This window comes from Streptomyces sp. NPDC048258, from assembly GCF_043201995.1.
Taxonomy (GTDB): domain Bacteria; phylum Actinomycetota; class Actinomycetes; order Streptomycetales; family Streptomycetaceae; genus Streptomyces.
In genome coordinates this window covers 1-12,785 of record NZ_JBICZH010000040.1, presented here as the reverse complement: position 1 = coordinate 12,785, position 12,785 = coordinate 1, and the positions used below count along the sequence as shown (strand labels likewise).

Annotated in this window: 13 protein-coding genes and 1 pseudogene; 9 read left to right on the top strand and 5 right to left on the bottom strand. The window is 69.7% G+C overall.

Annotated elements, in window-relative coordinates; translation table 11 throughout:
- Window positions 1-46: 46 nt before the first annotated feature.
- Window positions 47-1,006, bottom strand: coding sequence for a C40 family peptidase (locus ACGFYQ_RS40235; protein WP_393752064.1), 960 nt, complete (start codon window positions 1,004-1,006; stop codon window positions 47-49).
- 410 nt (window positions 1,007-1,416) lie between these two features.
- Here ACGFYQ_RS40235 and ACGFYQ_RS40230 point away from each other — a divergent pair, with 410 nt between their 5' ends.
- Window positions 1,417-1,698: a barstar family protein gene (locus ACGFYQ_RS40230; RefSeq protein WP_393752062.1), complete on the top strand. Its 282-nt coding sequence runs from the start codon at window positions 1,417-1,419 to the stop codon at window positions 1,696-1,698.
- Between the two features lie 292 nt (window positions 1,699-1,990).
- On the opposite strand, the gene ACGFYQ_RS40225 is transcribed toward ACGFYQ_RS40230, so the two are convergent.
- Window positions 1,991-2,245, bottom strand: a complete 255-nt coding sequence (locus tag ACGFYQ_RS40225) for a WhiB family transcriptional regulator (RefSeq protein WP_393752108.1) — start codon at window positions 2,243-2,245, stop codon at window positions 1,991-1,993.
- A gap of 174 nt (window positions 2,246-2,419) precedes the next feature.
- On the opposite strand from ACGFYQ_RS40225, the gene ACGFYQ_RS40220 reads away from it, so the two are divergent.
- The 4 genes from ACGFYQ_RS40220 to ACGFYQ_RS40205 all read left to right on the top strand — a co-directional run bounded on the left by ACGFYQ_RS40220 (window position 2,420) and on the right by ACGFYQ_RS40205 (window position 4,369).
- The gene (locus ACGFYQ_RS40220; protein WP_393752060.1) at window positions 2,420-2,635 is read left to right on the top strand and encodes a hypothetical protein; all 216 of its coding nucleotides are present in this window, start codon (window positions 2,420-2,422) and stop codon (window positions 2,633-2,635) included.
- Window positions 2,636-2,775: 140 nt separating this feature from the next.
- A complete protein-coding gene (locus ACGFYQ_RS40215; protein WP_393752058.1) occupies window positions 2,776-3,084 on the top strand; it encodes a hypothetical protein in 309 nt (102 codons plus the stop codon).
- Between the two features lie 215 nt (window positions 3,085-3,299).
- Window positions 3,300-3,839 carry a DoxX family membrane protein gene (locus tag ACGFYQ_RS40210; RefSeq protein ID WP_393752056.1) on the top strand — a complete coding sequence of 180 codons (540 nt, stop codon included), beginning with the start codon at window positions 3,300-3,302 and terminating at the stop codon, window positions 3,837-3,839.
- 119 nt (window positions 3,840-3,958) lie between these two features.
- Window positions 3,959-4,369, top strand: a complete 411-nt coding sequence (locus tag ACGFYQ_RS40205; protein WP_393752054.1) for a hypothetical protein — start codon at window positions 3,959-3,961, stop codon at window positions 4,367-4,369.
- Between the two features lie 78 nt (window positions 4,370-4,447).
- Here the strand turns inward: ACGFYQ_RS40205 and ACGFYQ_RS40200 are convergent, their stop codons facing one another.
- A complete protein-coding gene (locus ACGFYQ_RS40200; protein ID WP_393752052.1) occupies window positions 4,448-6,211 on the bottom strand; it encodes a BCCT family transporter in 1,764 nt (587 codons plus the stop codon).
- A 516-nt stretch (window positions 6,212-6,727) separates the two neighbouring features.
- On the bottom strand, window positions 6,728-6,961 hold the full coding sequence (locus ACGFYQ_RS40195) for a hypothetical protein (RefSeq protein ID WP_393752050.1): 234 nt from the start codon (window positions 6,959-6,961) through the stop codon (window positions 6,728-6,730).
- Between the two features lie 388 nt (window positions 6,962-7,349).
- On the opposite strand from ACGFYQ_RS40195, the gene ACGFYQ_RS40190 reads away from it, so the two are divergent.
- The 3 genes and pseudogenes from ACGFYQ_RS40190 to ACGFYQ_RS40180 all read left to right on the top strand — a co-directional run bounded on the left by ACGFYQ_RS40190 (window position 7,350) and on the right by ACGFYQ_RS40180 (window position 10,275).
- Window positions 7,350-8,018 (top strand): HEAT repeat domain-containing protein, encoded by a 669-nt coding sequence (locus tag ACGFYQ_RS40190; RefSeq protein ID WP_393752106.1) that lies wholly within the window; start codon window positions 7,350-7,352, stop codon window positions 8,016-8,018.
- A gap of 7 nt (window positions 8,019-8,025) precedes the next feature.
- Window positions 8,026-9,024, top strand: a pseudogene (locus ACGFYQ_RS40185) (MerR family transcriptional regulator); the annotation flags it as partial.
- Between the two features lie 648 nt (window positions 9,025-9,672).
- Entirely contained in the window at window positions 9,673-10,275 is a 603-nt protein-coding gene (locus ACGFYQ_RS40180) for an HD domain-containing protein (protein ID WP_393752048.1), read from the top strand.
- 520 nt (window positions 10,276-10,795) lie between these two features.
- On the opposite strand, the gene ACGFYQ_RS40175 is transcribed toward ACGFYQ_RS40180, so the two are convergent.
- A complete protein-coding gene (locus ACGFYQ_RS40175) occupies window positions 10,796-11,077 on the bottom strand; it encodes a hypothetical protein (RefSeq protein ID WP_393752046.1) in 282 nt (93 codons plus the stop codon).
- A gap of 1,242 nt (window positions 11,078-12,319) precedes the next feature.
- On the opposite strand from ACGFYQ_RS40175, the gene ACGFYQ_RS40170 reads away from it, so the two are divergent.
- Complete coding sequence (locus ACGFYQ_RS40170) at window positions 12,320-12,625, top strand: hypothetical protein (RefSeq protein WP_393752044.1); 306 nt, start codon at window positions 12,320-12,322, stop codon at window positions 12,623-12,625.
- Window positions 12,626-12,785 lie beyond the last annotated feature (160 nt).

Genomic DNA, 12,785 nt, shown 5'->3' with positions numbered 1-12,785 from the left:
CGGGAGCCGGGTGATGGGTGTGCGTGGTCAGTGGTGCGGGTGGTGCTCAGGGGCAGGTGGGTACGCCGTCCAGCCAGGCGGCGCCCTTGACGTAGATGTTGGTGATCCACGCCCTGTACTCGGGCAGGTAGGACCATGCGTCGTTGGTGTAGCCCTCCGCCGTCACCGGTTCGGCGTGCTTCTGGCACTCGACGCGCACCGTGGTCGGGCCGGGGAACCGGTGCACCCGCGGGCTCGTGGTGGACGGCTCCTTGTGGGTCCACACATCGGTGCCCCAGGTGCTGAACGTGCCGGGAGCCGCCGCCGCGGCGATGCGGACCGCTCCCGCGTAGTCCCCGCCCAGCCGTACGTCGCTGACGGTGATCCGGGTGCCCGATTCCCGGGCCTCGACCATCTTCCCCGCGCCCAGGTAGATCGCGATGTGGTGGATGGAGCCCCCCGACCCCCAGGCCAGCAGGTCCCCCGGCAGCAGCGGCGCGGTCCCCTGGGCGGCCGCGAAACGCTGCTTCACCTGCGGCGAGTGGAACTGGTGGTACGAGTTGCCGGGCAGCGGGTCGCCGCCGGCCGCGCGGGCGTAGGCGTACCGGACCAGTCCCGAGCAGTCGAAGCCCAGCCGCTCCGGGTCGTGCGCGCTGTCCGGGTCGCTCGGGTCGACCTGACCGTACGTCTGCCCCGGCTGCGGCCCGTGGCCGCCGCCCCAGGTGTACCAGACGCCGATCTGTTCGCATGCGGCCCGTACGGCCCCCTCCGCCACCGCGGAGGCCCCGGGGGCGAGCACGTCGCACGACCCCGCCGCCTTCGGTGCCGTTGCCGCGGCCGCCGGGGTGCCGCAAGCACCTCCCCACGCCGCCAGGAGGGTCACCGCCGCCACCGCCGCCCCCACCGTTCTCCGCATCGCCATGTCCGTCCCCCGTCCCCGTCGCGGTGTCCCGCGGGTCGCGTGCTCGTCGTGGTGTTCGTCGGCGTGCTCGTCGTACGGAGCACGGACCGGCCGTCCGCCGGGCACTCCGAGACTGTGCCCCGTCACCCCTCCGTGTCGAGGAAGCGCGGGTCGCCCATCGCGACGGGAAACGGGAAACTCCCGGGAAACCCCCTCTCACCAGGCCCTTTGAGAAGCCGTCAATAAGGCACTCAGTGGCCCGCGACACCGGCGCTCCGCGACGTCGGCCCCGTACTGCATTGCCCAGATGGGGTTCAGTGAGTGTTTTGAAGGTTGTGCGGCGCTTGTCGGCCTGTTGATCGCTGCCTGGCATGGCCTCTGCAGGATCGACGGCTCATGGGGGTGGCAATGAAGACAGCAGGTCATGCCGGGGAACGGCCTAAGTGGGCTACTGGCCTCCCTCGATTGCCCTCTGGTCCCACCAATACCGGCACCGTGGGAGGCCTGGGGACTCGGCGGCCGGGTAGACGTTCGCCTTGGACGGCCAACAAGTGGTGGACGAGGACAGCTTCTACTGTGCGCTCGGTGAGGCAGTCAATGGACCCGGCGGATACTTCGGGTGGTACCTCAGTGCCCTGGACGGCTGCCTCAGGGGACGCTGGGGTGTCGCTCCCCCTTTCACCTTGGAGTGGCACCACTCGGAGGTTGCAAGGTCACGCCTGATCAAACACGACACGATTCACGGGGACACAGTCACCCTGTTCGACATACTTCTAGAGATCTTCGGTGACCACGGCGTCGAAGTCATCCTGCGGTGAAGCGAGTGCCGCCCTCTTCTTCCAACTGTCGTTGCGGGGCTTTCCACCACGGGTGATGCGTCTGGTCATGAGGGTGATGAGTGACCAGGCGAGGTGGGCCTCTCAGTGCTGCGGGAGGGGGCGCGGAAGGTGGCGTCGAGCAGGCGGCCCGGCGAGCTCCGAGGCCGGGCCCTGGTGCCCGGTCGTGTCCTCCATCGGCCCCGCATTCAACCGGTTCCGCAGGCCCTGCTCGTCCTCCGGCCCGCTCGCGATGTACGGCATACGGGCCGCGAGCGTGTCTGCCAGACGCGGCTCAGCCTGCCGATCGTGCGCGGGCCCGAGCCGCCCGCCGCTTGGCGGCCCGACGTTCCTCCTCGCTCATGCCGCCGCACACACCGAAGTCCTGCCCTCCTTCGAGGGCCCACTGAAGACAGTTCTCCCTTACCGGGCAACGGCGGCACACCGCTTTCGCTTCCTCGCTCTGGAGAAGGGCCGGGCCGCTGGAGCCCACCGGGAAGAAGAGGTCGGGATCTTCCCACCGGCAGGCGGCCTCGTGGCGCCAGTTCATCGTCATCCTCCATCCAGTTCGTCCGAATCCTTACCCACCCTCCTGGCCGGTACCGGCGGCTCTATTCAGCGCTGGGCCTACCGCTTACCGGCTCTTCCTCGCCCTGGCGGGGCACGGCCTCCTGTTCAACGCGTGCGGTTGGGGTAGGTGGGTCGCATGTTCAACCATCGAGGTGTGCGTACAGCCGTGGTCCTGGTGATCAGCTGCGTGGTGATGACAGGTGTGGAGCGAGTGGTCGAACATGCCCCGTGGCGGTCGGCCTTCCTCAGCGGACTGGTGTGGGCCGGCGTGGTCACCGGCGCCTGGTGGTTCTCCGAGTGGACTCAGATACGGCCCTCGCGGGCGCACCCGGAAGAGGTCCCTGTGAGCGATGAACGGTCGCAGCACTGACCTGGCCCAGCAGCCCAGACACGCGGGGCTTCGGGGCGGGAACCGGCAAAATCTGATCTGTCGAGCTTGAGGGGTTCGAAGCGCGGCACCGGGGCATCCCACAACGAGGCTCAGCCTTTGCCAGCCGACAGGAGGCAGCAGTGACCACCTACGTCATCACCGTGCCCGGCACGTTCCTGAGGGACGTCGACGATGTAGCACGCTCCGAGCTGGCGAGGAGGCTGGCTTCGCACCACACCGACTTGAGCGAGACCGAAGACGTGGAACTGCTCACGGTCCACGAGGGCGGTACCTTTTCCGTCCGGCTCGAAGTCCAGGCCTCATGCCGGGCCACGGCCGAGGACGACGCCGTCCGCCTGCTGGCCGGTGCCCTTGAGGAGCTGGGGTTCTCGGAGAAGGACGCGCCCCTGGGACCTCCGGCGGTCACAGGTGTCGACGGTGAGTTCTGAGGTTCTTTCAGCTCGCGGCACGTAACCGCCGCCGCCCTCGCCACAGGACGAGCCGGGCCCGTCGGTCGCCGTCCCTGGTCGTCGGCGCCGCGTCGGCCCTGTGGCACGGACGAGAACTCACGGCCCGATCCCTCGCCGGGATGTGCTCCCGGGCGAGGCGGCAGACGGACTGACTCGGAGCGGATGGACAGGCCGGGTCTGGGCAGCAGCGGGACATGGCTGCCCTGCGAAAGCTCGTCCGCCCCCTGCTCGCCACCCCGTTCATCACCGGCGGACTACGCACCCTGGGCCAACCCGAGGCCGTCGGGGAAGTCGCCCAACCCGTCGTCCGGGCGGTCGGGAAGCGTGTCCCGGTCCTTGCCGGGGATCCGCTGCAGCTGGTACGCGTCACCAGCACGATCCAGGCCGCAGCGGGTTTGCTGTTCGCAACGGGGCGTGCCCCGCGCCTGGCCGCGCTCACGCTCGCTGCCACCCTGGTGCCGACCTCCCTTACCGCACATGCCTTTGGGACGGTGGAGGACCTGGAGGAGCGCGCACGGCAGCGCGCTCATTTCCTGACTGACCTCTCCGCACTGGGAGGGCTCCTCATCGCAGCCGCGGACACCCACGGCAAGCCCTCACTCGCCTACCGCTCCCGCCACGCGCTCGACCACCGGCACCCGGTAAACGCCGTCCGCCGCCCCGTCGAAGCGGCCGCGGCCAGTACGGCCAACCGCGCCAAGGCGGTCGCGGCCTTCCTCGCCGGCTCCCGCTGAGGCGGGCCAAACGGCTGCCGCACCGCGGTCCCCCGGCCGGCAGCCGTACGGATCGCACGACATCCGGGTCCTGACCGCCGCCCGGTCCAGGGCCCTAACCGAACGAGGAGGAGCACGACATGGCAGACGCCCGTCGCACCGCCCGGCGGGTACCCGTCGGCTCGCTGTTCCGGCCGACCGCGCTCGGCCCGCGTCTCCTGACAGAGACTCTGGCCGTCGTCGCCCGGAGCGCCCGGCGCCGCCGTGGCGCAGGTATCGCCGCCATCTGCGTGACCGCCTCCGAGCACCGGTCGTGCTCCGGCGGGGAGGGTGGGTCCGGATCGGGTGTCACGGGCGGGCCGCGGCGCCGGGACACCTCTGCGGGCGCCGTCGGCCGTCGCGAGCGAGCCCACGAGGCGGTCTCGTCCCGTACCACCAGCCCCCACGACCTGGCCTCGCTCCTCGCCATGCTGGACCTGGGGTCCGGGCCGGACGGGAAGAGGGTCCGACCCAAGGACGACGGAGGCCACCCCGGACGCTGTAACACGTGATCACCGGGGCCGAGCCGCACGACCCGGCCGACGGCGCCAGGCCCGGCCGGGCCGTGCGGCGTATGGCGGGTGTGCCCGTCAGGAGGCCGGGGGCGGGTCTCCCGGGTCTTTGCGGTCGCGGTCGTCCTTCGTTTCCCCGGGTGCCTCGTCCTGCGCCGGGCCGATGCGGATCTCGAACTCACCCGCGTACTTCTCGTAGCCCGCGATCACGGCTTCCTCCACCGCCTCCTCGGCGAGTTGGCCGCGGACGATCAGCGGGTCCCGGCGGAGGTCCCGCAAGAGGGCCCAGCACATGCCGATCATCACCAGGACGAACGGGGCCGCGACGAGGATCGTCAAGTGTTGCAGGCCCGCGAGGGCGTCGCCCTTGCCCTCACCGACGAGCAGCATCACGGCCGCCACGCCACCGGTCACCACGCCCCAGAAGACGACGATGAACCGCGCGGGTTCGAAGGTGCCCTTCTGGGAGAGGGTGCCCATCACGATCGACGCCGCGTCGGCGCCGGAGACGAAGAAGATGCCCACCAGGATCATCACGAGCAGACTCATCACGCCGGCGATCGGGAACTCCTGGAGCACGCCGAAGAGCTGCGCCTCGGGCGTGGTCGCGTCGCCGAGGCTTCCCTGCTCCTTCAGGCGCATGGCCGTACCGCCGAAGATGGCGAACCAGACCAGGCTGACGGTGCTGGGCACCAGGATGACGCCGCCGACGAACTGACGGATCGTGCGGCCCCGGCTGATGCGGGCGATGAACATGCCGACGAACGGCGTCCAGGAGATCCACCAGGCCCAGTAGAAGACCGTCCAGCTGCTCAGCCAGTCGGCGACGTCACCGCCGCCGGTGGACGCCTCGGTGCGGCCGATCAGCTGGGGCAGCTCGTCGAAGTACGCGGCGAGGGAGGTGGGGATCAGGTCGAGGACCAGGATGGTGGGGCCGACGATGAACACGAAGACCGCGAGGATGACGGCCAGCACCATGTTGATGTTGGAGAGCCACTGGATGCCCTTCTCCACGCCGGAGACGGCGGAGAAGATGAAGCAGATGGTCAGCACGCCGATAATGGCGACGAGCAGCCCCGTCCCGGCCTTGCTCAGCCAGCCCACCTCGTGCATGCCGCTGCCGATCTGGAGCGCGCCGAGTCCCAGGGACGTGGCGGAGCCGAACAGCGTGGCGAAGATCGCCAGGATGTCGATCACCCGGCCGGGTGCGCCCTCGGCGCGCGTCTTCCCGAGGAGCGGGACGAAGACGGCGCTGATCGTCTGCCGCCTGCGGCGCCGGAAGGTGCTGTACGCGATGGCCAGGCCGACCACCGCGTAGATGGCCCACGGGTGCAGCGTCCAGTGGAAGAGCGTGGTGGCGAGCGCCGTCTGCATGGCGTCCGCCGAGTCGGCGGGGTCGGTGCCCGGCGGCGGAGTGGTGTAGTGCGCGAGGGGTTCGCTGACGCCGTAGAACATCAGGCCGATGCCCATGCCGGCGCTGAACATCATGGCGACCCACGAGACGGTGCTGAACTCCGGCTTCTCGTGCTCCTGGCCCAGCTCGATCCGTCCGTACCGGCTGATGGCGAGCCAGAGCGCGAAGACGACGAACCCCGAGGCGACCAGGACGAACGCCCAGCCGCCGTTGTGCATCAGGCCGTTCAGCATGGTGTCGGAGGCGCTCTCCAGCGCGCTTGTGGCCGTGGCACCCCAGATCACGAAGCCCAAGGTCAGCACGGCCGTCACGCCGAAGACCACCCGGTCGGTGACGGGCGCCTTGTCCTCGTGCGGGTGGCGGCCGGGCAGGGCCGCCTTCACGGGCAGCCGCAGTCTTTGCCCCGGTTTACGTTGCTCCTGAGACATAGGCGGCACCTTTCGCGATCACAGGCCGATTTGGCTTCTGATATCCCGTACCACGGCGCGCACACGTGTCCCGGCATCAACAGGCGTCGATCGGGCGCCCCTCTGTGAGGTGATAGGCCGCACGGGTGCCGAGGAGGAGCACACGAGAGCTCGCTGCGACCTCGACCCGGCGGGTGACGGAAAACGCCCCGGTCAACGGCCCTGTCGGCGCTGATCTCCACCACCAGGCCCGGGCGGGCAAAGGACCGCTTCCAAGCATGCGTAAGGGCCGCCACCGGGCCGCCACCTCTGACGGGTGACGCCCCTCTGCCCTGCTGTCCTGCGGCTACGGGGCGGGAGTGAACTCCACGTCGGCGCCGCCGCAGCCCGCCCGCGATGTCCAGCAGCCGGTCCCGCTCCGTCTCATCCACCGCCAGACCCCACCGCAGCTTCGTCGCCGTCCACTCTGCGCCGTACCGGCACAGCGCCTCCGCCGACGGCGGCAGCCACTGGGCCGGATCCTGGTCCGACTTGAAATCACGGGGTGGGGGCGCGGCCTGGCCGTTCTTGCCGTGGGCGAGGCCGGGCTTCGTGACGGCCGGCTCTGCAGTCGTCGGCCGTCCGGCCGAGTGCCGTGTTCCAGCGGGTGAGTGCGCGTTCGTAGCGCTCGTGCCAGACGATCAGCGCGTCGGCCGGTTCGTGCGCGAGTTCCAGGCGGCCGAAGGCCAACCCGGCGAGGTCGAGGGCCAGCCCGGGGTGCTGAGCCAGCACGGGGGGATGACCTGATCCGGTTGCCACCCGTACCCGTGGTTCGAGCACCGGGCCATGCCGTCCAGCCACTCCAGCACGGCCGAGCGGACATCGTCGGGGAGTGCCCCGAACTCCCATGGCGGGCCCTGCACTCCCATTTTGGTGGCACGATTGGGAATCAGTCACACCCGTTGTGACTGAGCGCGATAGTTGGCTCGCTTGGCCAAGGGTGTACTCAGGGTGGTGGAGCGGCCGAGCTGGCCAGTTCGCTGATCTGAGCGAGAACTCGGCAAGACGCGCCAGTGCGAGTGCTCTGGATCACGGCTTGGCCGAGCTGGTCGTGCAGCGGGCTCTGTTTGACCTTGACACGGTGACAGGGCTTTCACTGCTCGCCAAGGAGGTGGTCTCGATGACGATTACGAGACAGGACACAGATCCGGTACGAGCGCTCCAGGCGCTGGAGGACGGCCGTTCATCCGTGCGACTGCGAGCTGCTCTGGCGGTCGGCACGACGCCTGACCCGCACTTCGTCGACAAGCTCATCGAGCGATGCGCGATCGAGCCCGAGTTCTTCGTCCGCGACATGTTGACCTGGGCGCTCACCCGCCACCCGGTGTCCGTGACGCTCCCCGAGCTCGTCCGCGAAGTCCGCTCGGAGTGTGCGCAGGCACGGAGCCAGGCGCTGCACACGCTGTCCAAGATCGGGGACCGGCAGGCGTGGCCGGCGATCACACGGACACTGTTGTCCGACGCCGACGACGAAGTGGCGCGGAGCGCCTGGCGGGCCGCGGTCGTGCTCGTGCCGGAAGGCGAGGAGTCCGCCTTGGCCGCGGTGCTGGCGACGCAGCTTGGGCGCGGTGAGCGGGAGGTGCAGCTGAGTCTCAGCCAGGCACTGGTCGCGCTGGGTGAAGTAGTTGCGCCGGCCCTGCGTGCCGCGACGACGGTCCCTGACCCACACGTGCGAGTGCACGCGCTCGCCACACAACGGCTGCTGCGCGACCCGGACGCCGGATTCGAGTTCGCGATCGAGGAAGCGAAGCGCGTCGTGGCTCTCGGCGGGCCCGGCCAGGAGGGATGAGTAGGACGTGTTGATCGGTGAGGTGGCGCGACGGTCTGGGGTCAGTGCCCGCATGCTCCGGCATTACGAGTCGCTTGGCCTGGTACGGCCTTCCGGTCGTACGGGCTCCGGTTATCGGGAGTACTCCAGGGAGGACATCCGGCGGATCTTCCATATCGAAAGCCTGCGGTCGCTGGGGCTGTCGCTGCGTGAGATCGGGCGCGCGCTCGACGATCCCAACTTCACGCCCTCGGCGCTCCTCGGCGACCTCATCCGTCAGACGCGCGAACGCATCGCGGCCGAGACCGAACTGCTCACGCGGCTGCGCCGGATCGATGCCGCGGAGCCCGCCGGCTGGGAGGACGTCCTCCAAGTCGTTGCGCTCCTCCAGGCACTGAGCTCGAAGAGCGCCAACGCGCGCCAGCGCGCGGCCCTTTCCTCGGTCGGCGAGGTTCCGGTACCGGTGGAGGCCCTGGTCGAGGCGGCACTGAGCGAGACGGAGCCGAACGTCGCCGGAGCCCTTCGATGGGCGCTGGCACGGTCGGGCGACGGCGGCCCGGCACTGCTGGCGGAGGGCCTCGGCTCACCGGTGGCCGCGGTGCGGGAACGTGCCGTTCGATCCCTCGCCGAGATGATCGGCGGTGAGGCTACCGCGCAGCTGCGGCAGGCCCTCGCCAACCCCGACGTCGTGGTCCGCGGGTATGCGGCTCTGGCGCTCGGGACACGTGGAGTGGCCGATGCGGTTCCGACGCTCATCGACATGATCGCGGAAGGAATGAACGACACCGATGCAGCCGATGCACTGAGCGTGATGGCGAGCGACACTTCGATGGCGGATCAGATCGCGACCAGGCTCGTTGACCGCCTCGCCCACGACACCACTGAAGCGCCTGCACGTGGAAGGCTGGCCCAGGCGCTGGCTGCCGTCCCGGGGACGAAGGCGGCATGTGCCCTTGAGGAGCTATCGGATGACGAGGACCGTGCCGTTGCGCTGACTGCGGCGTACCTTCTTCAGCTACGTTCCGCCCATGACGCCGACCGGGCGCGGACCACGCCGGTCCCCCACGACCGACCAAGGCCGAAGGCAGAAGCCATGCCACCAGCACACCTGAGCTCCGGGCCCGCCCCACGCAATGCATTGGCCGGAGGCCCGGCCCGCCTCTCCCTGCGCTCGTACGGGCTCGCTAGTGATGGTGACAGGGCCGACTGCCGGGTCGTCGTAGTCGAGCAGGGCAGGGATGGCGTGCACGCCACCCCCGTCGTAGACAGATCCGAAGTCCGAGTCGGAGGCGGTGAACTGCTCGACCATCTGGAAGTCGCCGGGCCCCATCGGGAGGTTGCGGACATAGAGTCGCGGGCTCAAGGTGCTTTCGACGCCGGGACCGGCAATGGTGCCCGACTACCGGCACCACCCAGCGATCGTCTTGAGGAGGAAGTCACCTTCGATGCTGCGCATCACGGCCAGATGCTCTACTCGAAGGGTGGCAGGATTCCAACCCGACGCCCTGCTTGTGACTGAGCAGCTCAGTTGGCACCTGTGCACTTGAGTTGGCACCGGTATGCATCTCAGTTGGCGCGCGGGGCCACTGATCTCAGGACGATGCGGCAGCACTCGCCCCGGGGCTTCGGCACCACTACTGCCTGCCGGGCCGACCGTATGGGTAATGTCTGCGGGATGACCGCGACACCTACGGACTCCTTGTCCCGCGCCCTGGACTCCCCGGGCGAGCCTGCTCTGCGGCCGCTGCCGCCCGTGGTGGCGGAACTTCTGCGTTCCCTGGGCGCCCCGCCCCGGTTGGCAGCGCACCTGCGCGCGGTCCACGACGTTGCGGTCGAACTGGTCGACTGGGTGCGGGACCGCTATCCGGAGCCGGCCGTCGACCGTGATGGCGTCCTCTTCGGTGCGGCGACCCATGACGTGGGTAAGACCTTGCACCCCGAGGAGCTCGCCAGGCCCGGATCAGCACACGAGGAAACCGGCCGTGACCTGCTTCTGAGCCGCGGCTTCGCGCCTGCCTTGGCCCGGTTCGCCGCCACCCACGCCAGGTGGGACGACCCCGCGGTGACGATCGAGGACCTTCTGGTCAGCACGGCCGACAAAGTATGGAAGGACAAGCGCGTCCCCGACCTCGAGGACAGGCTCGTCAGGGCGCTGGCCGGGGCGACGGGGCGGGAGCCTTGGGAGGAGTACCTCGCGCTCGACGACCTGTTCACCCGCCTCGGGTCGGACGCCGGCCATCGTCTGGCCTTCCAATCGGCGTTCCCGGTTTACGCCTGACCTGTCCGGTCGGCCGCACAGGTCAGGGATCGCCTCGCTCCACGTGAAAGCGATGTTGCTGAGTTTTGGGTTCTGGCACAGGTCTTGGGGTGAGTTCGTCGACCGCCGTCGCGAGGAGACCGGGGTCGCGGCGCAGCCGTTCCTGGGCGTCGAGGTGGTGCACAAATCCGGGACGCTACGCACGTCCGGCAGCGACCTCATCAGGTCCGGGCCGAGAAGGCAGCTCACGTCATCCCACAGAGGATCAGCCACACCGCCATGCTGCCCGGCTCCCCGATCCAACGCAGCCCCGTTTCCCTTGACCAAAGATGAGGGCATGAGGCCATGCCCGGGCCCGGGGGGACAATGCCGGTGCCGCCGGCGGCGATACGGCCTCGCTCCTAATCCACCATCGATAGGGACTCCTTCCCCCGCCAGGCCCCGACCGGGATCCGGGCGCAGGCACGGGCGCACACCGGTAGCGGGCAAGGGCTGGCGCAGGCCACGGCCGGGCGGACGCGCGACGCGCGCGGCACACGGCTCAGACCCTTGCCGGGTCGGACCGGCAACGGAACACCTCCGACACCCGCACCTCGCCGAGCACCGCCAGCGACGCAGTGCCGGGCGCGGTGCGCCGGCGCACGGACACCCCGAATTCCCCGGCCGCCAACTCGGCCAACGCATCGGCGTCCTCGCCGGTGGACCAGGCGAACAACCGGTCCTCCCCTTCCGCGTCGCCCGCCAGGATCAGCCACGGGTCATCGAGCCGGAACCGGTGCGTACCGCCCCCGCCGCCGGCCACCACCAGCCAGGCCGCCGGCACCCACGTGGGGGACCTCGATCTTTGTCGTCGGCCAGGAGCCAGACGAACACCTCGCCCCGGTCGAACTCCGGATGCACCTCCGTACCGCCGGCCGGCTCGGGGAAGTCGGAGTGCCAGCGGCGCCAGCACGCCACCGCGGCCCGCTCCACCCGAGCAATCCGCGCCACCTCCGCCAGCAACGGCCTGTCCCGGCCCGGGACGAGAGGGGCAAGGGCGGCAAGCGGGGAGCGGCAGCCCGCCCGGTACCGCACGCCGCTGGTTGCACGCAGGGCGATCAGATCGGCTGAGAGACCCCCGCCGGCGCCAGCCGCTCACGCCTCGGCGGTGGCCAAAGCGCGCTGGCCTCCGGGCATCTCGGGGCGCTGGAAGGAAAAGGAAATGGGCACCAGTGAAGGCACGGCTGAGGCGGGCCGCGCCGCGCCGGTGCCCCGGCGTAGAGGAGCGTCAGGAGACGGCTATGGGGCACCAGCACCGCCTCGGCGGGGACTGGTCCGGACGAGTGGTGCATCTCCAGCCGATCATCAACAGGCGCCGCCGGCCCGCCGAAGGGAAGGAGTGGGCAGGTGAGAGCGCCTCGGTGGAGCCGGTTTCGGCATCCGAACGGCACCCGGAACGAGCCGTGACGGCGGGCGCGGGCATACAGCCCGGGGTGGTTCAGGGCTACGGTCGGTGCTCCCCCTTGACCACGGAGGTATCTCGTGGGCGACGAGCCCGCACCCCAACCGGCACGCATCGAACCGAACCACCCTGTCGAATTCCTCAATGCCGCATCCGCCGGCAACCACATGGCGCACCCGAAGGACAACACACTCGGCTGACCTGGGCTTTCACCCGGCCTGCGACAGGCCGCTCCGCAAAACCCGACCGCCCCGGCGCGCAGGCACCGGCGCCGGCCGGCCCCGGGCGAACCCACCTCTCTCGCAAGAGCCTGGCCCGCTGCCGGAACCCCGGCCGTGTCGGCCGGCACCCGTGCCGGGTCCGACAGCAGCACGGCCCCCGCCTCCCCACGCCCCGAGCGGCAGCGATGCGGCGCGACCGGGTGAAGCTCCGGCGGGGATGCACCCGCCACCACCACGGACAGGAGACTCTCCCGCCATGACGACGACAACGAAAACCCGTGCAGGGCTGACCACCGCGCTACTGCTCCTTACCGTTCTGACTTCCGTAGGGCAAGCCGCCGCCTCCCCCGTGTCCGTCTCCGCGTCCGCGTCCGCGTCCGCGGCGAGGGTCGGGGAGACCTCGGTGTCCGCCCGCGATGTACGTCTGATCGGTCACTGGTCTGAGCCCGTCGACAAGAACCGCCCCGGAATCACCCAGTACATCGAGAAACTGACCTTCACCGCGGACGGCCGCTTCGAACAGATCAACAACTACGTCTGCAACCAGAAGAACTGCCCCGTCTTCAAGATCGGCCTTAACAAGGGCACGTACCGCACCGACGGCAACACCATCCACCTCGACGGCAACCTCACCGACCTGACCGGCACCATCAAGGCCAACGACACCATCACCATCGATGGCCACGCCCTCCACCGCGTGGACTACTAGGGCCTGTGTGATGTCGTGATCATTCCGCGGTCTTCAGCAGGTCGTCGATCCAGATCATTGCGGCACGGAGGTGGAGGCCGGCGAGGTAGCTGTCCGGGGTTTTGTCGTAGCGGGTGGCGATTCCTCGCCAGGCCTTCAGCTTGTTGATCAGGCGTTCGAC